Genomic DNA, 21,529 nt, shown 5'->3' on the forward strand with positions numbered 1-21,529 from the left:
CGCTATGAGTACAAAACGGATAACGATTCCCGATGATTTTATTCTCGGGGCCGCGGCTTCGGCCTGGCAAACGGAAGGCTGGAGCGGTAAAAAGCCAGGCCAGGATTCCTGGCCCGATCTCTGGTACAAGAACGACCGTCACGTCTGGCATAACGGCTACGGCCCGGCAGTTGCCACCGATTTTATCAACCGCTTTCGCGAAGACGTGCAACTGATGAAGCTAGCGGGGTTGACTCATTACCGTACCTCCATCAACTGGTCGCGTTTTTTAACCGATTATGAGGCGGTTACGGTGGATGAAGAGTATGCCGCTTATTATGACCAGCTGTTTGATGAGCTGCTGGCCAATGGTATTGAGCCGATGATCTGCCTTGAGCACTACGAGCTGCCTGGCTACCTGCTGGAAGAGTACGGCGGTTGGGGCTCGAAAAAAGTGGTTGAGCTGTATGTGCGCTACGTGGAGCAGGTGTTTGCCCGCTACCATCGCAAGGTGACGCGCTGGTTTACCTTTAACGAGCCGATTGTGGTGCAGACCCGCGTCTATCTGGATGCGCTACGCTGGCCGTATGAGCAAAACACCGGCAAATGGATGCAGTGGAATCACCACAAGGTACTGGCGACGGCGAAGGTGGTGCAGCTATTCCGCGAGAAAGGCTATCAAGGGACCGTCGGCTGCATCCTCAACCCGGAGGTGACCTATCCGCGTTCCTCCGCCGCTCACGACCAGCGGGCGGCAGAGGTGTACGATCTGTTCTACAACCGCGTATTCCTAGACCCGCTGGTACACGGTGCTTACCCGGCAGAGCTGTTCACGCTGCTGGAGAAGCATGCGGTTGCCTGGGACTACAGTGCCGACGAACTGGCGATCATCCGCGACAACACGGTCGATGAACTGGGCATTAATCTCTACTACCCGCATCGGGTAAAAGCGCCGTTGCGCGCCTGGCATCCCGGGACGCCGTTCCACCCGGCCTGGTACTACGAACCGTTTGAGCTGCCGGGCAGAAAGATGAACAACTCGCGCGGTTGGGAAATCTACCCGCAGATTGTCTACGACATGGCGATGCGTATCAAAAATGACTATCGCAATATTCCGTGGTTTGTCGCCGAGAGCGGTATGGGGGTGGAAAATGAGGCCCAGTTCCGCAACGCCGATGGCGTGATTGCCGACGACTATCGGATCCGTTTTATCAGCGAGCATCTGTGGCAAACGCTGCGGGCGAAAGAAGACGGCGCCAACTGCCACGGCTATATGCTATGGGCCTTTACCGACAACGTTTCGCCGATGAACGCCTTTAAAAACCGCTACGGGCTGATTGAAATCGATCTCCAGAACGACCGCGCGCGGCGGCCAAAAGCCTCTGCCCGCTGGTTCCGTCAACTGCGCGACAGCCGCGAGCTGACGGTGGATATCGATGATGAATGGCGCTGATTTTTGCTAAGATAGCGCCGGTATTGGCATAACGTACAGGTGAAATTGTGGAGAAGGCTACCGTCCCGCCGGAAAAGAAACCCTATCAGGAGATTGGCGATGATTTGCGCGCCCAGATTATGCAGGGCCGCTATCCCGTCGGGTCGCGCCTGCCGCCGGAACGCAATATCGCTGAAACTTACGGCGTCAGCCGTACCATCGTGCGCGAGGCGCTGCTGATGCTGGAACTACAGGGTTCGGTTGATATTCGCCAGGGCTCCGGCGTGTACGTGATGCGTATTCCGCAAGAAAGCGACGGCGAGGAAGAGCAGATGCTGAGCAGCGACGTTGGGCCATTTGAAATCCTGCAGGCGCGCCAGCTGCTGGAGAGTAACATTGCCGCTTTCGCCGCGAAGATGGCCACCCGCGCAGATATCGACAACCTCAAGCAGATTATCGAACAAGAGCAGCGGGCGATTGCGCTCAACGATACCAGCCAGGACAACGGCCGCCTGTTCCACCTGGTGCTGGCCGGGGCGACGCAAAACCAGATGCTGCTGGCGACTATCGAGCGCGTCTGGATCCAGATGGACAGCAGTCCGCTGTGGCAGCAGTTTAACGCTCATATTGCCAGCCGCACCTACCGGCTGAAATGGCTCGGCGATCGGCAGACTATTCTGGCCGCGCTACGCCGCCGCGACGTCATGGGGGCCTGGCAGGCGATGTGGCAGCATCTTGAGAACGTCAAAAATAGCCTGATGGAGCTGTCTGACGAAGACGCGCCGGATTTCGACGGCTATCTGTTTGAATCGGTTCCCATCTTCCAGGGAAAATTAATGTGACCATCCTGCCGCTCTACGACCGTCCGCAGTACGCCGGTCAGGTGACCGACTGGCTATGGCACGCCTTTGGCGGCGAAGGTCTGTCGCGGGCATTTTTTGCCAGCATCATTGACCACAGCCAGCGTCCGGGCGCACTGCCGCTGACGTTTATTGCCGTTGAGGGCGATAAACTGTCAGGAACGGTGGGGCTGTGGCGCTGCGATTTAATCAGCCGTCAGGATCTGTGGCCGTGGATGGCGGCGTTGTACGTCGCGCCAGAGGCGCGTGGCCGCGGTCTGGCGGGCCAGCTACAGCGGCACGTGATGTCCTGTGCCGCGCAGCTGGGATATACGGAACTGCACCTCTATTCGGCATGTCGGGATTTTTACGAACGCTTCGGCTGGCAGTACCTCGGTGATGCCCTCGATTACCCGGACACCACCGTCCATCTTTATCGCTACGATTTAACCTCTTCCGCCGGGGCTATCACCGAGTGACGGCGAACCAGCGTCGGGCTGAACAGGTGGGTGATATCCGGTAGCGGCTTGTTCTCTGCCAGCGCCAACGCCAGCTCGGCGGCCTGGGTGGCCATGGTGACAATCGGGTAGCGGATGGTGGTCAGCCGTGGTCGCACGTAGCGGGAAACCAGCACGTCATCGAAACCAATCAGCGAAATCGCCTGCGGTACGTCGATACCGTTATCATTCAGTACGCCCATCGCGCCCGCCGCCATCGAGTCGTTGTAACAGGCGACGGCGGTAAACTGCTTGCCGCGACCGAGCAGCTCGGTCATGGCCTGTTCGCCGCCGCTTTCATCCGGCTCGGCAAAGGTCACCAGCCGGTCGTTGCACGGTAGCCCGTGCTCTTTTAGCGCGTCGTAGTAGCCCGCCAGTCGGTCTTCCGCATCCGAAATCGCGTGGTTGGAACAGATATAGCCAATGCGCGTATGCCCTTGTTGAATCAGATGGCGAGTCGCCAGCCAGGCGCCGTAACGGTCGTCCAGCGCCACGCAGCGTTTTTCGAAACCGGGCAGAATGCGGTTGATCAACACCATGCCGGGCATTTGCTTCATTAAATCTGCCAGTTCAGCGTCGGGAATCAGCTTGGCATGCACCACCAGCGCCGCACAGCGGTGGCGGATGAGTTGCTCAATGGCCTGACGTTCTTTCATCTCATTATGGTAGCCGTTGCCAATCAGCAAAAAATTGCCGGTGTGATAGGCGACCTGCTCCACGGCTTTAACCATGGCGCCGAAAAAAGGGTCGGAGACGTCGCCCACCACCAGGCCGACGGTTTCCGTCGACTGCTGCGCCAGCGCGCGGGCATTGGCGTTGGGATGATAGTTGAGGGTCTCCATGGCGGAGTTCACCGCCTGACGCGAGGCATCGCTGGCTTTTGGAGAGTTGTTGATGACGCGGGAAACGGTGGCGACGGAGACGCCTGCCATCCGGGCCACATCTTTAATTGTCGCCATAATATGCCTTAAACAAAATTCGATGGGTAAACGTTTACACCCTAACAGTTTTACGGAAATCCCGGTGCTATTCAAGGCCGAGTCTGTGGTGGATTGCACAATATTGATGCGTTCACGATGCTTTGCGGAAGAGTGACACCGCGCTTTTGCAACTAAACAGGAATATTCAAACGTTTGCTTACACTTTGCGAGATGCTGTTGCGAATGTCTGCTGGAGAACGCGTTACGCGAGTTGCTAATCTGATTGTCCCAGAGGTATTGATAGGTGAAGTCGCCCACAAGGTTGACCACTCAATTACACCAACCTGCGCAGATGCGCAGGTTTTTTTTTGCCTGAATTCACGCTGTTACAGTTCCCCATAATCGCAATACCTCGTTGCATTTCCGCTCATTCTCTTGCGGTTTTAAACTGGCTGCCAGGCGGTAGGGGGGAGACAATAGCGGTCCCAGAGGTATTGATTGGTGAATGTTTCAAAGTACGCTTTGCGTACGCATCACTTACACCGACCTGCGCAGAAGCGCAGGTTTTTTTTTACCTCCATCTTCCCGTCTGCTGCTTTTCCTCAGTGTTCTCGTGTACCCTTTGCAAAGATAAATCTTTGGCAAAAGGAGTTGGTATGCTTCTCTGTTTCTTCCGACAGCTTTTCAGGGTGTTATTCAGGGTACGGATGACCGGTAGCACCGAGGCGTTAAGCCAGCCTAAAGTGCTGATTACGCCCAACCACGTCTCGTTTATCGACGGCATTTTGCTGGCGCTGTTTCTCCCGGTTCGCCCGGTTTTTGCCGTCTACACCTCGATTTCCCAAAAATGGTTCATGCGCTGGCTGACGCCGATCATCGATTTTGTCCCGCTCGACCCGACAAAACCGATGTCAATCAAGCATCTGGTGCGCCTGATCGAACAGGGCCGCCCGGTGGTGATTTTCCCGGAAGGGCGCATTTCAGTCTCCGGTTCGCTGATGAAGATTTACGACGGCGCGGCCTTTGTGGCGGCGAAGTCCGGGGCGACGATTATTCCGGTGCGTATTGAAGGCGCGGAACTGAGCTACTTTAGCCGCCTGAAAGGGCTGGTGAAGCGCCGCCTTTTCCCGCGTATTCAACTGCACCTGTTGCCGCCAACCACGCTGCCAATGCCGGAAGCCCCGCGTGCCCGTGACCGTCGCCGCATTGCCGGCGAAATGCTGCACCAGATTATGATGGAAGCCCGGATGGCGGTGCGTCCGCGTGAAACGCTGTATGAATCGCTGCTGACGGCGATGCACCGATACGGCGAGAAAAAAGCGTGCGTCGAAGATATCAATTTCCAGCCGGACAGCTATCGCAAGCTGCTGACCAAAACGCTGTTTGTGGCGCGTATCCTCGAAAAATACAGCCAGAAGGGAGAAAAGATCGGCCTGATGCTCCCGAATGCCGGTATCTGCGCCGCGGTTATCTTCGGTGCGATTGCCCGCGGTCGTATTCCGGCGATGATGAACTACACTGCCGGGGTCAAAGGGCTGTCCAGCGCCATTACCGCCGCGCAAATTGGCACGATTTTTACCTCGCGCACGTTTCTTGATAAAGGCAAACTCTGGCACCTGACCGAGCAGTTGACCCAGGTTCGCTGGGTATTCCTCGAAGATTTAAAAGGCGATGTGACCACCGTCGATAAGCTGTGGATCTTTTCACGCGTGCTGATGCCGCGTCTGGCGCAGGTGGTGCAGCAGCCGGAAGATCCGGCAATCATCCTCTTTACCTCCGGTTCGGAAGGCCACCCTAAAGGCGTGGTGCACAGCCACAAAAGCATTCTGGCGAACGTCGAGCAGATCAAAACCATCGCCGACTTTACCGCCAATGACCGCTTTATGTCGGCGTTGCCGCTGTTCCACTCGTTTGGCCTGACGGTCGGGCTGTTTACGCCGCTTCTGACCGGCGCGGAAGTGTTCCTCTACCCCAGCCCGTTGCACTACCGCATGGTACCGGAGCTGGTGTATGACCGTAACTGTACCGTCCTGTTCGGTACCTCAACGTTTTTAGGCAACTACGCGCGATTCGCCAACCCGTACGATTTCTATCGTCTACGCTATGTCGTGGCCGGGGCGGAAAAGCTGCAACAGAGCACCAAAGAGCTGTGGCAGGACAAGTTCGGCCTGCGCATTCTGGAAGGCTATGGCGTGACCGAATGCGCGCCGGTGGTTTCGATTAACGTGCCAATGGCGGCGAAACCGGGCACGGTAGGGCGCATTCTGCCGGGGATGGACGCGAGATTGCTGGAAGTACCGGGCATTGAGCAGGGCGGTCGTCTGCAGGTGAAAGGGCCGAACGTGATGTGCGGCTACCTGCGCGTTGAGAACCCTGGCGTGCTGGAAGCGCCGACGGCTGAGAATCAGCACGGTGAGCGGGAAACCGGCTGGTACGACACCGGGGATATTGTCGCTTTTGACGCTCAGGGCTATGTGCAGATTCAGGGACGGGCAAAGCGGTTTGCTAAAATTGCCGGCGAAATGGTGTCGCTGGAAACGGTCGAACAGCTGGCGCTGGGCGTATCGCCTGAGAAGATGCACGCCACGGCAGTGAAAACCGATGCCAGCAAAGGCGAGGCGCTGGTGCTATTTACCACCGATAATGAACTGACCCGCGACAAACTGTTGCAGTATGCGCGGGCCCACGGCGTGCCGGAGCTGGCGGTTCCTCGCGACATTCGCTGGATGAAACAGCTGCCGCTGCTGGGCAGCGGTAAACCGGATTTCGTCACCCTTAAGAGCATGGTTGCAGAGACGGAACACCCACATGAGTGAGTCAGTACACACTAACACCTCTATCTGGTCGAAAGGCATGATGGCGGTTATCGCCGCCCAGTTCCTCTCGGCTTTTGGCGACAACGCGCTGCTGTTTGCCACGCTGGCGCTGATGAAGCAGCAATACTATCCGGACTGGAGCCAGCCGGTGCTGCAAATGGTGTTTGTGGGCGCTTACATCGTCTTTGCGCCGTTCGTCGGCCAGGTGGCGGACAGCTTTGGTAAGGGCCGGGTGATGATGTTCGCCAACGGCCTGAAGCTGCTCGGCGCGGCGATGATTTGCGTGGGGCTGAATCCGTTTATCGGCTATACGCTGGTGGGTATCGGCGCGGCGGCTTACTCGCCGGCGAAGTATGGCATTCTCGGGGAACTGACCACCGGCGATAAACTGGTGAAAGCCAACGGTCTGATGGAAGCTTCGACGATCGCGGCGATTCTGATCGGCTCGGTGGCGGGCGGCGTGGTAGCTGACTGGAGCGTGGTGGGCGCACTGGCGCTTTGCGCGATCGTCTACGGCGGCGCGGTGGTGGCGAACATTTTTATTCCCAGGTTGCCAGCTGCGCGTCCGGGTCAGTCCTGGCGTTTTCGCCCCATGACCCACAATTTCTTTAACGCCTGCAATGTGCTGTGGCACAACGGTGAAACGCGCTTTTCTCTGCTTGGCACCAGCCTGTTCTGGGGCGCGGGGGTGACGCTGCGCTTCCTGTTGGTGTTGTGGGTTCCGGTGGCGTTAGGGATTACCGATAACGCCACGCCAACCTATCTGAATGCGATGGTGGCGGTGGGGATTGTGGTGGGGGCCGGGGCGGCCGCCAGGCTGGTCACGCTGGAAACGGTCGCACGCTGCATGCCTGCGGGGGTGCTGATTGGCGTGGTGGTGGCGATTTTCGCCCTTCAGCACGCGATTTTACCGGCTTATGTGCTGCTGTTTATCATCGGCATCTGTGGCGGCTTCTTTATCGTGCCGCTGAACGCGCTGTTGCAGGATCGCAGCAAGCATACCGTTGGCTCGGGCAATGCGATTGCGGTGCAAAATCTCGGTGAAAATAGCGCGATGCTGTTGATGCTGGGGCTGTACTCGCTGGCGGTGGCGGTGAATATTCCGGTTGTCGGCGTGGGCGTAGGCTTCGGTGTGTTGTTTGCGCTGGCGATTATCGTGCTGTGGCTGTGGGGTAAGCGGCGCTGATTTTCCCGGGGTCGCAAGCGACCCCGGAAGAGCACAATCTTAAGGTGCCGGGTAAGTATATACCTGATGCACCGCTTCAATTTCGGCTAATACCTCTTCACTCAATTCCAGGTGCAGACTTTCCACGTTAGTTTTCAACTGCTCCATCGTCGTCGCGCCCAGCAGTGTGCTGGCGACGAACGGCTGACGGCGGACGAACGCCAGCGCCATCTGCGCCGGGTCGAGGTTATGGCGTTTGGCAATCTCCACGTAGGCGGCGACCGCTTTTTGCGTCTGCTCACCGCTGTAGCGGGTAAAGCGGCTAAACAGCGTATTGCGCGCGCCAGCCGGTTTGGCACCGTTCAGGTATTTACCGGTCAGGGTGCCGAACGCCAGGCAGGAATAGGCCAGCAGCTCAACACCTTCAAACTGGCTCACTTCTGAGAGCGCGACTTCGTAGCTGCGGTTGACCAGGCTATACGGGTTCTGAATGGTCACAATACGCGGCAGATCGTGTTTATCGGCCAGATGCAGGTAACGCATTACGCCAAACGCGGTTTCGTTCGAGACGCCGATATAGCGAATTTTCCCGGCGCGCTGATACTCGGTGAGCGCTTCCAGCGTTTCCAGCAGGGATACGACCGGTGCGGAATCAGCCCAGGTGTAGCCCAGCTTGCCGAAGCAGTTGGTTGGGCGCTGAGGCCAGTGCACCTGGTAGAGGTCGAGATAGTCGGTTTGCAGACGCGTCAGACTGTTGTGCAGCGCGTCGCGAATGTTCTTGCGGTCCAGCGCCTGATTGGGGCGGATGCCGCTGTCGTTATTGCGTGACGGGCCGCTAACCTTAGAGGCAATCACCAGTTTTTCACGGTTGCCGCGTTTCGTCAGCCAGTTGCCAACGTAGGTTTCAGTCAGACCCTGGGTTTCCGGGCGCGGCGGCACAGGATACATCTCCGCGACGTCGATCAGGTTGATACCCTGACTCACGGCGTAATCAAGCTGTGCATGGGCGTCGGCTTCGCTGTTCTGTTCACCAAACGTCATGGTGCCAAGCCCGAGGGTGCTTATCTCAAGAGAGCTGTGGGGGATACGGTGGTACTGCATAAGCCGGCTTCCTTTTATCAACAGCGTCGGGAAAGAGTCCCGACAAAGGAATATAAAAATGGCAGAGGGGAAGAAAAAGGGAAAGCAGAAAATGAAAAAAGGCCAGCAAGCGGCTGACCTCTCTGTCTTTATCGTTTGATAATCTGTGAGACGTCGTCGCGATTGATCTGCATTCTGTTACCCTGCTGATCTTCGTAGCTGATAAGCCCGGTGTCGTCGTCGACTTCTGGTTTTCCGTCGGTAAGAATCATTCGGCCATCTTTGGTCGCCATGACGTAATCGCTGCTACAGCCGGAAACTGCAAAGGCTAAACCTACTGCGGAAATCAATACTGCCCATTTTGTCATCGTCATCCCCTTTATCGCCGCACTCTTAATAGTCTAGTAATAACCGACTCTTGCGTTAGCATAAAGCAGTAAAATCTGAAAAAAATCAGACATGGCCCTCAAAAGAGGGCCAAAAACGACAGATTAGAGAGGATTTTTTTTGTTTCTCAGCAGATTGAGGCTTTCTACCGCGATAGAGAAGAACATGGCGAAGTAGATGTAACCTTTCGGCACGTGGACGTCAAAACTCTCGAGGATCAGCGTAAAGCCGACCAGAATCAGGAATGACAGCGCCAGCATTTTCACCGATGGGTGGCGATCGACAAACTCGCCGATTGAACGTGCGGCAAACATCATCACGCCCACCGCAATCACCACCGCCGCCATCATGATAAACAGGTGGTCAGAGAGACCAACGGCAGTAATGACCGAGTCGAGGCTGAAGATAATATCCAGCAGCATGATCTGCACAATCGCGCCGAGGAACGAATGCACGTTGGTTTTCAGCCCTTCCTCATCACCTTCAATCGACTCGTGAATTTCCTTACTGGCCTTCCAGATAAGGAACAGCCCGCCCAGCAGCAGGATAATATCGCGCAGCGAGATGGCCTGATCGAACACGGTGAACAGCGGGTTGGTGAGCTTCACCACCCAGGCGATAGAAGCCAGCAGCCCCAGACGCATCACCATCGCCCCCATCAGCCCTAAACGACGGGCATGGGCGCGTTGCGCGGTAGGAAGCTTAGCGACGACCAGAGAGAGAAAAATAATATTATCGATCCCCAGAACGATCTCCAGCAGCGTCAGCGTACCGAGCGCAAGCCAGGCGTTGGGGTCGGTGATCCATGCAAATAACATTAGATAAGTCCTGCCAAAAAAAGCGAAAGCGTCAATAGATGTACTTTGTGGGTGCTGTAGGGCAATCCTGCCGCCAGCAGCACGAGGAGTATAATCCCGGCGGGCGGCAGGGCAAAAAAATTAATGCGTTTGCAGCATAAAGTGGCGCGCCAGCAAGGCGGCGGTGAAGTTCTTTTTGAGATAGAAACCGCGCGGCAGCGTCATAATCGGTTCACCGTGCGCGCCGATGGCTTCGGTGAGCGCTTTGCTGTTGGCGGCCTTTGGGCGGAGCTGCAGCACTTCGCCGTGTCGGGCGGTAATGCGCTCGACCTGTCCCAGAACAATCAGATCCATTAACTCTTCCCAGTCCATTTGCAGCTGATGCTCTTCTTCCGGGCTCGGCGTCCACAGCAGCGGCGCGCCGACGCGGCGCTCGGCGAGCGGAATCGTTCTTTCGCCCTCTACCGGAATCCACAATACCCGCTTGAGCTTATGGCGAACGTGGCTGTTTTCCCAGGTGACGCCGGAATTGCCGGTCAGCGGGGCGACGCAGACGAACGTGGTCTCCAGCGGGCGTCCCTGGCGGTCAATGGGAATCGTTTTCAGCTCGACCCCCAGCGCGGCGAAATCCTGCTCTGGCTTACTGCCGGCGCTGGCGCCGAGCCAGATTTCCAGCAGCACGCCAATCCAGCCTTTATCACGCTTCAAATCTTTGGGCGGGACGATACCGGCCATCGCCGCCAGTTCGCCCAGCGAATAGCCCGCCAGACGCTGCGCCTGCGCAAGCAGCTCGGCCTGGGTTTTGGGCGATTCGGGAAGCGGGGCGAGCATTGACATGATAAAGCGCCTTTTGGTGAAAAAATGAACGACTGTTTTGCCGGGTGTGGATAGAGTTTAACTTTTTCTGAGTAAATATATCAACGTGATGATTATAATGGATTTTTTAAGCTATTTTTCAGCGTAAAAACGCCGCGAAAAAAGGTTTTCCAAATCTGGTCACTGACAATGAACAGGATCTTACACCATGTTATCCACAGAAAAATGGGATAACTGGGGAAAAGCCCCACTACTGTTTCAATTTACAGCCTTGACGTGCGACGAAAATCGAATTTTCGCACAAAAGATGTCTAAGATGTTGGCACAATCTGTGGATAAAATCGGCATTGCTCGATCTTTCATCAGTTGGAGGATCCCCTATGTGATGATCATCACGTTATGCGCTAATGCAAGAGGATTAACCATAATAACTTAATGAAAAATATCATTTTACTGTGAACGGCTTGCATGCGATTATTCAGAGTACTCTGGGTTTTCCCTGGGTAATTCCGTACTTCTTCACAACTCTATCCACAGAAAAAGTGAATAAAATCGCGGATGAACGCGGTTCTCTGTTTATAACTCTGATGATTACTGTGAGTTATTCAAATGTTATTCGATGGTCGTGCTGTAATAGAGTGGTTTACCGTTTCCAGCGAGTGTGAAACAATCATTCACATTGAAGCTTATTTTGAGGTAGTCCGGTGATTGATGACGATGGCTACCGCCCAAATGTTGGTATTGTAATTTGCAATCGTCAGGGCCAGGTTATGTGGGCCCGACGCTACGGTCAGCACTCCTGGCAATTCCCGCAAGGGGGCATAAACCCCGGTGAGACAGCAGAACAGGCGATGTATCGGGAACTGTTCGAAGAAGTTGGATTAAGCCGTAAGGACGTACGGATCCTCGCTTCGACCCGAAACTGGTTGCGTTACAAATTGCCTAAACGTTTGGTGCGTTGGGACACAAAGCCGGTTTGTATCGGCCAGAAACAAAAATGGTTTCTCTTGCAGTTGATCGGCAATGACGCGGATATCAATATGCAAACCAGCAGCACGCCGGAGTTCGACGGCTGGCGCTGGGTGAGTTACTGGTATCCGGTGCGTCAGGTCGTGTCGTTTAAACGTGACGTCTACCGCCGGGTGATGAAAGAGTTCGCCAGCGTAGTGATGGCGCTTGCGGAGAGCGCGCCAAAACCGCAAAGCGCGCCTGCTTATCGACGTAAAAGAGGTTAAGCCACGCATATTATGCTCACTCGCTTACGCGAAATTGTTGAGAAGGTCGCGAGTGCGCCTCGTCTGAACGAGGCGCTGGATATTCTGGTCACCGATGTCTGCCTGGCTATGGAGACCGAGGTTTGTTCCGTCTATCTCGCCGACAACGATCGACGCTGCTTCTATTTAATGGCGACCCGCGGCCTGAAAAAACCGCGCGGTCGTACCATTACGCTCGCCTTCGATGAAGGGATCGTCGGGCTGGTTGGCCGCCTGGCCGAACCGATTAACCTCGCCGACGCGCAAAAACACCCCAGCTATAAATACATTCCCTCAGTGAAAGAAGAGCGCTTCCGCGCGTTTCTTGGCGTGCCGATCATTCAGCGCCGCCAACTGCTGGGCGTGCTGGTGGTGCAGCAGCGCGAGCTGAGACAGTACGACGAAAGCGAAGAGTCATTCCTGGTCACGCTCGCCACCCAGATGGCGGCTATCCTCTCGCAGTCTCAGTTGACGGCGCTGTTCGGGCAGTATCGTCAGACGCGTATCCGCGCGCTGCCGGCTTCGCCAGGCGTGGCGATCGCCGAAGGCTGGATGGACGCCACCCTGCCGCTGATGGAGCAGGTATATGAAGCATCATCGCTGGATACGCAACTGGAGCGCGAGCGTTTAACCGGCGCGCTGGAAGAGGCGGCGAACGAATTTCGTCGTTACAGCAAACGCTATGCCGCCGGAGCGCAAAAAGAGACGGCGGCGATTTTTGACCTCTATTCGCACTTGCTCTCTGACGCCAGCCTGCGCCGCGCGCTGTTTGCCGCGGTGGATAATGGCTCGGTGGCCGAATGGGCGGTGAAAACGGTTATTGAGAAGTTTGCCGAACAGTTTGCCGCGCTCAGCGATGGCTACCTGAAAGAACGCGCAGGCGATCTGCGTGCGTTGGGGCAACGTCTGCTGTTCCACCTTGATGACACCACCCAAGGCGCCAATGCCTGGCCGCCGCGCTTTGTGCTGGTGGCGGATGAACTCTCCGCCGCTACGCTCGCGGAAGTGCCGCAGGATCGTTTAGCCGGCGTGGTGGTACGCGACGGTGCCGCCAACTCTCATGCCGCGATCATGGTACGCGCGTTGGGGATCCCTACGGTGATGGGCGCCGATATTCAGCCGTCGATCCTCCACGGGCGTACGCTGGTGGTGGATGGCTACCGCGGCGAGCTGCTGGTGGATCCTGAACCGATCCTGCTACAAGAATATCAACGGCTTATCAGCGAAGAAAACGAACTCAGCCGCCTGGCGGAAGGAGACGTTGAGCGCCCGGCAGAGCTGAAAAGCGGCGAGCGCGTGAAGGTGATGCTCAATGCCGGTCTTAGTCCGGAGCATGAGCAGAAGCTGGGGCGGCGCATCGACGGCATTGGCCTGTATCGCACTGAAATTCCGTTTATGCTGCAAAGCGGTTTCCCTTCCGAAGAGGAGCAGGTGGCGCAGTATCAGGGCATGCTACAGATGTTCAACGACAAGCCGGTGACTCTACGTACGCTGGACGTCGGGGCAGACAAACAGCTGCCGTATATGCCGATCAGTGAAGAGAACCCCTGCCTCGGCTGGCGCGGGATCCGCATCACGCTCGATCAGCCGGAGATCTTCCTTATACAGGTGCGCGCGATGCTGCGCGCCAACGCGGCGACCGGCAATCTGAGCATTTTGCTGCCAATGGTCACCAGTCTGGAAGAGGTTGACGAAGCGCGCCGTCTCATCGACCGCGCCGGTCGCGAAGTGGAAGAGATGATCGGCTACGCCATTCCGAAACCGCGCATTGGCATTATGCTGGAAGTGCCGTCGATGGTCTTTATGCTGCCGCATCTGGCGAACCGCATCGACTTCATTTCCGTGGGCACCAACGATCTCACGCAATATGTGCTGGCGGTGGATCGTAACAATACCCGCGTTGCCAGCATCTACGATAGCCTGCATCCGGGGATGATTCGCGTGCTGTCGATGATTGTGCAGGAAGCGGAACGCTATGGCATCGATTTACGTCTGTGTGGCGAAATGGCGGGCGACCCGATGTGCGTCACCATCCTGATTGGCCTGGGATTCCGACATCTGTCGATGAACGGTCGTTCGGTACCGCGCGTGAAGTATCTGCTGCGTAATATCGATCTTGAAGACGCGCAAACGCTCGCCCAGCGCAGCCTTGAGGCGCAGATGGCCACCGAAGTGCGCCATCAGGTCGCGGCCTTTATGGAGCGTCGCGGTCTCGGCGGCCTGATTCGCGGCGGCCTGTAGGCCGAATAAGCGCAGCGTCATCAGGCAACCCGATGCCCATTGCCGGATGTCAGCGTCGCCGGGAGTCTCCGGCGACCTTCGCTTATACATATCTTTTACATCTTCCCCGCATCACCTCTCAGCCCCCTTATGCTATCATTCGCACCTTTGGAGCGCCTGAAGCCTACGGCGCGCATCTCTACCGCTGTCCACTTTCGGCGGAATAACAAGCATTTGTGGTGACAGATGAATAGTGGTTATCTGCGTTTCCCGGACTTTGATCCGGTAATTTTCTCCATCGGACCGGTCTCCCTGCATTGGTACGGCATGATGTACCTGGTGGGCTTTATCTTTGCCATGTGGCTGGCGACGCGTCGCGCGAACCGCCCGAACAGCGGCTGGACGAAAAACGAAGTTGAAAACCTGCTGTATGCAGGCTTCCTCGGGGTCTTCCTCGGTGGGCGCATCGGCTACGTGATGTTCTACAACTTCGACTCTTTCCTGCAGGATCCGCTGTATCTGTTCCGCGTCTGGGACGGCGGGATGTCCTTCCACGGCGGCCTGATCGGCGTGATCGTGGTGATGATTATCTTCGCCAAACGCACCAAGCGGACCTTCTTCCAGGTGTCTGATTTCATTGCGCCGCTGATTCCGTTCGGCCTGGGGTGTGGTCGTCTGGGTAACTTTATCAATGGCGAACTGTGGGGCCGCGTTGATCCGAGCTTCCACTACACTATGCTGTTCCCGGGCTCCCGTGCGGAAGACCTGGCGCTGTTGCCGTCGCATCCGGAATGGCAAACGCTGTTTGATACTTACGGTTCCCTGCCGCGCCACGCGTCGCAGCTGTATGAACTGGCGCTGGAAGGGGTTGTCCTGTTCCTGATCCTGAACTGGTTTATCCGTAAGCCGCGTCCGGCGGGGTCGGTTTCCGGCCTGTTCCTGATTGGCTACGGTCTGTTCCGCATCATTTCTGAATTCTTCCGCCAGCCGGACGCGCAGTTCACCGGTGAATGGGTACAGTACATCAGCATGGGGCAGATTCTTTCGATTCCGATGGTGCTTGCGGGTATCATTATGATGGTCTGGGCGTTTCGCCGTCCGCAGAAACAGATCTCCTGAGGAAGCATGAAACAGTATCTCGAACTGATGCAGAAGGTGCTCGATGAGGGCACCCAGAAAAATGACCGCACCGGCACCGGTACGCTCTCCATTTTTGGCCACCAGATGCGCTTTAACCTGCAAGAAGGTTTCCCGCTGGTGACCACCAAACGCTGCCATCTGCGCTCTATCATCCACGAACTGCTGTGGTTCCTGCAGGGCGACACCAATGTTGCCTACCTGCATGAAAATAACGTCAGCATCTGGGATGAGTGGGCCGATGAGAACGGCAACCTTGGCCCGGTCTACGGCAAACAGTGGCGCGCCTGGCCGACGCCGGATGGCCGTCATATCGACCAGATCACCACCGTCATGAACCAGCTGAAAAACGACCCGGACTCGCGCCGTATCATCGTTTCGGCGTGGAACGTCGGCGAGCTGGATAAGATGGCGCTGGCGCCGTGTCACGCTTTCTTCCAGTTCTACGTGGCAGACGGCAAACTCTCCTGTCAGCTCTACCAGCGCTCTTGCGACGTGTTCCTCGGCCTGCCGTTCAACATTGCCAGCTATGCGCTGCTGGTGCATATGATGGCGCAGCAGTGCGACCTGGAAGTGGGCGACTTCGTCTGGACTGGCGGGGATACCCACCTTTACAGCAACCACATGGAACAGACCGCGCTGCAGCTGACGCGCGAACCGCGCGCGCTGCCGAAGCTGGTGATTAAACGCAAACCTGATTCTATTTTCGACTACCGCTTTGAAGACTTCGAAATCGAAGGCTACGACCCGCATCCGGGTATCAAAGCGCCGGTGGCGATTTAATCTTCCTGACCGAAAAACGGCGCAGCTCTCAGCGCCGTTTTTTATTTTCTGAATGCCGCTTCCCGTTTATTTGTAACCCGCTGCAACTCGTTCACCTTTTTCCGAAGCCCCATGTAAAACGCGTAATCCGCGCTCGCGCTTCGTTGCTCATCGCAGGAAACTGCCGCCATGAACAGAGAACAGGGCTACACCCTTATCGAAACCTTAATCGCCTTGACGCTGGTGCTCATTCTTGGCGCTTCTGGCCTGTATGGCTGGCGCAGCTGGCAGCAAGAACAGCGTTTGTGGCAAACCGCCAGTGCGCTACGGGACTATCTGCTTTATCTGCGTAACGATGCCAACTGGCATAACCGAGACCGTCGGCTACGGGTTAACCACGAAGCGCAGGGCTGGTGCCTCATCGCGGACGATGCGGTACTGGAAGGCTGCCCTACCGGAAACCCGGCTATTTTCAAGCCGCCGTGGACCGAGGTTTCACTCAGCAAAATGACGCCAAACCTGACTTTCTTTGGCCTGCGAAATACCGCGTGGGCGGGGAGCCTGATGGTGTCGAGCGAGGCGGGGAGTTGGACGATTGTTATCTCCAGTTGGGGGCGAATTCGCCTGTGTGAGGGGGCGACATGCTGATGCGAGGTTTCTCATTGCTGGAAGTATTGATCGCCATGGCTATCAGCAGCGTATTGCTGCTTGGCGCGTCACGCTTTCTCCCCGCGCTCCAGCGGGGCGTACTGGCGCAGACTCAGCAGCAAACGCTGGAAGACGATCTCTGGCTGCGAGTGTTCACGGTCGCGAAGCATTTGCAGCGCGCTGGGTACTGTGGGGATGACGACTGCGGCGGCGAAGCGTTGCAGATTGCGCAGCAGGGGCAGTGCGTGATTGCCCGCTGGGATGGCGATAGCAATGGTCTCTGGCAAACATCGCCCGCCGACGAGGCTGACAGCATCGGCTTCCGGCTACAGTCCGGCGTGCTGGAAACGCTACGTGGCGCGACCACCTGCGAGGGAAAAGGTTGGGACAAAATGACCGATCCCGCAGCGCTCACGGTGACGAGCTTTCAGGTGGTGCGCCACACATTTAGCGGTTTTCCGCCCGAGCTTGCTATTACGTTGTCGGCAACCGGTACGCGCGGCGGCAGGGTCACCGCGCAGTACGGCGTGACGGGATACAACCAGTGAATGCCGAGCGCGGCGTTTCGTCGCTGGCCATGGTGCTGATGCTGCTGGTGCTCGGCAGCCTGATGCTACAGGGGCTGAATCAGGCGCAGCGCCAGCGGTTGGCGATGGTGAACGACGAAAGCCTGGCGATACAGCGCACGGCGCAGGCGCATTCGGCGTTGCAGTGGGGGATGCTCCAACCATGGGGAACTGAAGCGGGAACCCAGTGTATGACCTATGCCGCAGACACCCGCATTTGCCTGCGCTTATTGATCGACGGCAGGTTGTTGCTGATAGCACAAAGCGACGGTTTCTCGCTATGGCAATCGGGGCGTTGGGCCGCCGGTAACCTTCAGTTTTCAGCCCATGGCTGGAGTGATTTTTGTCCCTTGAAGGAGGCGCTACTATGCCAGATACCCTGAAATCACGCGGTTTTAGCCTGCCGGAGGTGATGCTGGCTATGTTGTTAATGGTGATGGTGGTGACGGCGCTGGGCGGATACTACCACGCGTTGGCCGCTGGTAACACTCAGCTTAATCAGTATCGTCAGATGTGGCGCTATGCATGGGCGCAAACGCAGCAACTGGCCGCGCCGCTGCCGGAAGGCTGGAACAGCCAGCGAGTACAGACATCGTCACAACGTTGTGTCAGCATCAATGCTACTATTACCACCCCCATGGGCAGGCAAGGGCGTTTAACGCGTCTGCATTGCCCGGTCAGTCAGTAGTCAGGAGCGAATATGTTAAGGGTCTACCACTCCAACCGTCTGGACGTGCTGGAAGCGTTAATGGAATTTATCGTGGAGCAGGACCGGCTGGCTGACCCCTTCGAGCCTGAAATGATCCTCGTGCAGAGTACCGGGATGGCGCAATGGCTACAGATGACGCTCTCCCAGCGATTTGGTATCGCCGCTAACATCGATTTCCCGCTGCCCGCGAGCTTTATCTGGGACATGTTTACCCGCGTTTTGCCCGAGATTCCCGGCGAGAGCGCCTTTAATAAGCAAAGCATGAGCTGGAAGCTGATGACGCTGCTGCCGGGCATGCTGGACGACGAGGCTTTTACGCCGCTGCGCCACTATCTGACTGACGATGCCGATAAACGCAAGCTGTTCCAGCTGGCCTCACGGGTGGCCGATCTGTACGACCAGTATCTGGTCTATCGCCCGCAGTGGCTCACGAAGTGGGAAGCCGGAGAGTTAGTGGATGACGTCGGTGAGGCGCAGCAGTGGCAGGCTCCGCTATGGAAAGCGCTGGTGGAGCACACCGCAGCGCTGGGACAGCCGCAGTGGCACCGCGCCAATCTCTACCAACGCTTTATCGACACGCTGGAAAACAGCAGCGAGAAACCTGACGGGCTGCCGTCGCGGGTGTTTATCTGCGGAATCTCAGCGCTGCCGCCGGTGTATCTGCACGCGCTACAGGCGCTGGGCAAGCATGTGGATATCTACGTGCTGTTCACCAACCCGTGCCGCTATTACTGGGGCGACATTAAGGATCCGGCGTTCCTCGCCCGGCTGATGGCGCGCCAGCGCCGACACTATCGTGAGCAGCGTGAACTGCCGTTATTCCAGGACGCCAGCAGCGCGCCGGGGCTATTTAACGATAACGGTGAACAGGACGTTGGTAACCCGATGCTGGCCTCCTGGGGCAAACTGGGGCGCGACTATATCTACCTCCTGGCAGGGCTGGAGCGCTATCAGGAGCTGGATGCGTTCGTCGATATCGAGCCGGATAACCTGCTGCACAATCTTCAATATGACGTGCTGGAGCTGAAAAACAGCGCAGTGGCCGGGCGCACCGCTGAAGAGTTTGCCTGGAGCGGCAACAAACGCACCCTGGCCCACGATGACCGCAGCCTGACCGTCCACGTCTGCCACAGCCCGCAGCGCGAGGTGGAAGTATTGCACGACCGTCTGCTGGCGATGCTGGAGGCCGACCCGACGCTGACGCCGCGCGATATCATCGTGATGGTGGCGGACATCGACAGCTACAGCCCGTTTATCCAGGCCGTGTTTGGCAGCGCCACCGGCGAGCGCTATCTGCCTTATGCCATTTCCGACCGCCGCGCCCGTCAGGCGCATCCTGCGATGCAGGCATTTATTACGCTGCTTTCCCTACCGGACAGCCGCTTCACCAGCGAAGACGTGCTGGCGCTGCTCGACGTGCCGGTGCTGGCCACCCGTTTCAACATTGATGAAGCCGGTTTGCAGCATCTGCGCCAATGGGTCAGCGAATCTGGCGTGCGTTGGGGGATGGACGACGACAACGTGCGCGAACTCGATCTCCCGGCGACCGGGCAGCACACCTGGCGCTTTGGTCTAACGCGCATGCTGCTGGGTTACGCCATGGAAAGCCGCCAGGGCGAGTGGCAGGACGTGCTGCCCTATGATGAATCCAGCGGGCTTATCGCCGAGCTGGTGGGGCATTTGGCTTCGCTGCTCATGCAGCTTAACCGCTGGCGACAGGTGCTGACGCAAGGGCGTTCACTCGAAGAGTGGCTACCGGTGTGCCGCGAAATGCTTAACGACTTCTTCCTGCCGGATCAGGATACCGAAGCGGCGCTAACGCTGATTGAGCAGCAGTGGCAGGGGATTATCGCTCAGGGGGTACAGTCGCAATACGCCGGTGAAGTGCCGCTGTCGCTGCTGCGCGATGAGCTGGCTCAGCGTCTGGACCAAGAGCGTATCAGCCAGCGCTTCCTGGCGGGGCCTATCAATATTTGTACCCTGATGCCGATGCGTTCTATTCCGTTCAAAGTGGTGTGCCTGCTGGGCATGAACGATGGTATCTACCCGCGCGCGCTGGCGCCGCTGGGCTTTGACCTGATGAGCCAGAAGCCGCTGCGCGGCGATCGTAGCCGTCGCGACGATGACCGTTACCTGTTCCTCGAAGCCATGATGTCGGCGGAAAAATCGCTTTATATCAGCTACATCGGTCGCTCTATTCAGGATAACAGCGAGCGCTACCCATCGGTGCTGGTGCAGGAACTGCTGGACTATATCGGCCAGAGCCACTGCCTGGAAGGCGATGAGGCGCTGAACTGCGATGAAAGCGAGCGACGGGTCAAGAGTCACATCATGCACCTGCATAGCCGCATGCCGTTCGACGCGGAGAATTACCAGCACGATGAGCGCCAAAGCTATGCTCAGGAATGGCTGGCGGCCGCCAGCCGTCAGGGGGAAGCGCACGGCGAATTTATTCAGCCGCTGGAGCCTGTTGAACTGACAACGCTGCCGCTGGAGCAGCTACAGCGCTTCTGGCGTCATCCGGTTCGTGCCTTCTTCCAGATGCGTTTACAGGTCAATTTCCGTAGCGAAGAGAGTGACATTCCCGACACCGAGCCGTTTACCCTTGAGGGGCTGACCCGCTACCAGCTTAACCAACAGTTGCTCAATACCCTGATTGAAGAGCAGACGCCGGAAGCGATGTATCGCCGCTATCGTGCGGCGGGAGAGCTCCCCTACGGGCCGTTTGGCGAAATTGCCTGGGAGGCGCAGCGTCAGGAGATGGCCGCGCTGGCGAGCAGGGTTATTGAATATCGCCGGGAAGGAAAGAGTCTCGAAATAGACCTTGATTGCGACGGGGTTAACATAACCGGATGGTTACCGCAGGTTCAGGAGAATGGGCTGTTGCGCTGGCGGCCATCTTTGCTTAGCGTGGCACAAGGAATGCAACTTTGGCTGGAACACCTTGTCTACTGTGCTAGCGGCGGCAGCGGCGAAAGCCGGCTGTTGCTGCGCAAAGAGGGCGAGTGGTGCTTCCCACCCCTGGCGGCGGATGAAGCGAAAGCGTATCTGTCGCAGCTGGTCGCCGGGTACCGCGAGGGCATGTGCCAACCGCTGCTGTTCTTACCTGAAAGCGGAGGTGCGTGGATAAAAGCCTGTTACGATGCCCAAAATGATGCCATCTTAAGGGACGAGGAAACGCAGCAAAAAGCACGCAGCAAGTTTATGCAGGTGTATGAAGGCAATATGGTGGTGAGCGGCGAAGGGGACGATGTCTGGTATCAGCGCCTGTGGCGTACCCTGGAACCCGCGCAGTATGAGGCAATTATCGAGCAAACGACGCCGTATCTGCTGCCGCTATTTCGTTTTCACCAGTCATAGTTGCTGTATAAAAATTGCGCAATCTGAGTTGTTCATTTACTATGCGCAACGCGTCACGGACCGATGAGTGGCAGCTGCCAGATCCATTTGTCTGGCCGAGAGCTGCCCGCACAAGCATTAAGATTCAGCAGTATTTGTTAATGGTG

The 21,529-nt window shown here is 57.2% G+C and carries 19 protein-coding genes; 14 read left to right on the top strand and 5 right to left on the bottom strand.

Features of this window, described 5'->3' with window-relative positions; translation table 11 throughout:
* Positions 1-4 precede the first annotated feature (4 nt).
* From K7B04_RS09620 to K7B04_RS09630, 3 genes are read left to right on the top strand one after another with little or no spacing between them, the layout of a single operon-like run.
* The gene (locus K7B04_RS09620; protein ID WP_223803896.1) at positions 5-1,432 is read left to right on the top strand and encodes a glycoside hydrolase family 1 protein; all 1,428 of its coding nucleotides are present in this window, start codon (positions 5-7) and stop codon (positions 1,430-1,432) included.
* Positions 1,433-1,479: 47 nt separating this feature from the next.
* Positions 1,480-2,253, top strand: a complete 774-nt coding sequence (locus K7B04_RS09625) for a GntR family transcriptional regulator (RefSeq protein WP_223803897.1) — start codon at positions 1,480-1,482, stop codon at positions 2,251-2,253.
* Complete coding sequence (locus tag K7B04_RS09630) at positions 2,250-2,729, top strand: GNAT family N-acetyltransferase (RefSeq protein WP_223803898.1); 480 nt, start codon at positions 2,250-2,252, stop codon at positions 2,727-2,729. The genes K7B04_RS09625 and K7B04_RS09630 overlap by 4 nt, the downstream gene beginning before the upstream one ends.
* On the opposite strand, the gene galR is transcribed toward K7B04_RS09630, so the two are convergent.
* A complete protein-coding gene (gene galR / locus K7B04_RS09635) occupies positions 2,690-3,706 on the bottom strand; it encodes an HTH-type transcriptional regulator GalR (RefSeq protein WP_163449346.1) in 1,017 nt (338 codons plus the stop codon). The two genes, K7B04_RS09630 and galR, sit on opposite strands and share 40 nt — an antisense overlap.
* Before the next feature lie 617 nt (positions 3,707-4,323).
* Between galR and aas the strand changes: the two genes are divergently transcribed.
* A complete protein-coding gene (gene aas, locus K7B04_RS09640; RefSeq protein WP_223803899.1) occupies positions 4,324-6,483 on the top strand; it encodes a bifunctional acyl-ACP--phospholipid O-acyltransferase/long-chain-fatty-acid--ACP ligase in 2,160 nt (719 codons plus the stop codon).
* Positions 6,476-7,669, top strand: coding sequence for a lysophospholipid transporter LplT (lplT, locus tag K7B04_RS09645; RefSeq protein WP_223803900.1), 1,194 nt, complete (start codon positions 6,476-6,478; stop codon positions 7,667-7,669). The genes aas and lplT overlap by 8 nt, the downstream gene beginning before the upstream one ends.
* Positions 7,670-7,708: 39 nt before the next feature.
* On the opposite strand, the gene K7B04_RS09650 is transcribed toward lplT, so the two are convergent.
* From K7B04_RS09650 to mutH, 4 genes are all read right to left on the bottom strand, one after another.
* The gene (locus K7B04_RS09650) at positions 7,709-8,749 is read right to left on the bottom strand and encodes an NADP(H)-dependent aldo-keto reductase (protein ID WP_163446352.1); all 1,041 of its coding nucleotides are present in this window, start codon (positions 8,747-8,749) and stop codon (positions 7,709-7,711) included.
* A 128-nt stretch (positions 8,750-8,877) separates the two neighbouring features.
* Positions 8,878-9,096: a YgdI/YgdR family lipoprotein gene (locus K7B04_RS09655; RefSeq protein ID WP_097162008.1), complete on the bottom strand. Its 219-nt coding sequence runs from the start codon at positions 9,094-9,096 to the stop codon at positions 8,878-8,880.
* Positions 9,097-9,219: 123 nt separating this feature from the next.
* Entirely contained in the window at positions 9,220-9,933 is a 714-nt protein-coding gene (locus K7B04_RS09660; protein WP_065358153.1) for a TerC family protein, read from the bottom strand.
* Positions 9,934-10,053: 120 nt separating this feature from the next.
* Entirely contained in the window at positions 10,054-10,749 is a 696-nt protein-coding gene (gene mutH, locus K7B04_RS09665) for a DNA mismatch repair endonuclease MutH (protein ID WP_167575093.1), read from the bottom strand.
* A gap of 683 nt (positions 10,750-11,432) precedes the next feature.
* Here mutH and rppH point away from each other — a divergent pair.
* The 9 genes from rppH to recC all read left to right on the top strand — a co-directional run bounded on the left by rppH (position 11,433) and on the right by recC (position 21,383).
* Positions 11,433-11,963, top strand: coding sequence for an RNA pyrophosphohydrolase (gene rppH, locus K7B04_RS09675; protein ID WP_035893962.1), 531 nt, complete (start codon positions 11,433-11,435; stop codon positions 11,961-11,963).
* A 12-nt stretch (positions 11,964-11,975) separates the two neighbouring features.
* Positions 11,976-14,222: a phosphoenolpyruvate--protein phosphotransferase gene (ptsP, locus tag K7B04_RS09680; protein ID WP_163446350.1), complete on the top strand. Its 2,247-nt coding sequence runs from the start codon at positions 11,976-11,978 to the stop codon at positions 14,220-14,222.
* A 225-nt stretch (positions 14,223-14,447) separates the two neighbouring features.
* Positions 14,448-15,320, top strand: coding sequence for a prolipoprotein diacylglyceryl transferase (gene lgt, locus K7B04_RS09685; RefSeq protein ID WP_064542984.1), 873 nt, complete (start codon positions 14,448-14,450; stop codon positions 15,318-15,320).
* A gap of 6 nt (positions 15,321-15,326) precedes the next feature.
* The gene (thyA, locus tag K7B04_RS09690; protein ID WP_064542985.1) at positions 15,327-16,121 is read left to right on the top strand and encodes a thymidylate synthase; all 795 of its coding nucleotides are present in this window, start codon (positions 15,327-15,329) and stop codon (positions 16,119-16,121) included.
* A gap of 168 nt (positions 16,122-16,289) precedes the next feature.
* Positions 16,290-16,748, top strand: coding sequence for a prepilin peptidase-dependent protein (locus K7B04_RS09695; protein ID WP_167575094.1), 459 nt, complete (start codon positions 16,290-16,292; stop codon positions 16,746-16,748).
* On the top strand, positions 16,742-17,296 hold the full coding sequence (locus K7B04_RS09700) for a prepilin peptidase-dependent protein (RefSeq protein WP_167575095.1): 555 nt from the start codon (positions 16,742-16,744) through the stop codon (positions 17,294-17,296). The genes K7B04_RS09695 and K7B04_RS09700 overlap by 7 nt, the downstream gene beginning before the upstream one ends.
* Positions 17,293-17,697: a DUF2509 family protein gene (locus K7B04_RS09705; protein WP_223803901.1), complete on the top strand. Its 405-nt coding sequence runs from the start codon at positions 17,293-17,295 to the stop codon at positions 17,695-17,697. The genes K7B04_RS09700 and K7B04_RS09705 overlap by 4 nt, the downstream gene beginning before the upstream one ends.
* A complete protein-coding gene (locus K7B04_RS09710; protein WP_223803902.1) occupies positions 17,682-18,002 on the top strand; it encodes a prepilin-type N-terminal cleavage/methylation domain-containing protein in 321 nt (106 codons plus the stop codon). The genes K7B04_RS09705 and K7B04_RS09710 overlap by 16 nt, the downstream gene beginning before the upstream one ends.
* Positions 18,003-18,014: 12 nt before the next feature.
* Positions 18,015-21,383: an exodeoxyribonuclease V subunit gamma gene (recC, locus tag K7B04_RS09715; protein WP_223803903.1), complete on the top strand. Its 3,369-nt coding sequence runs from the start codon at positions 18,015-18,017 to the stop codon at positions 21,381-21,383.
* Positions 21,384-21,529 lie beyond the last annotated feature (146 nt).

It is taken from the genome of Kluyvera sp. CRP (genome assembly GCF_019930565.1).
Lineage (GTDB): Bacteria > Pseudomonadota > Gammaproteobacteria > Enterobacterales > Enterobacteriaceae > Kluyvera > Kluyvera georgiana_A.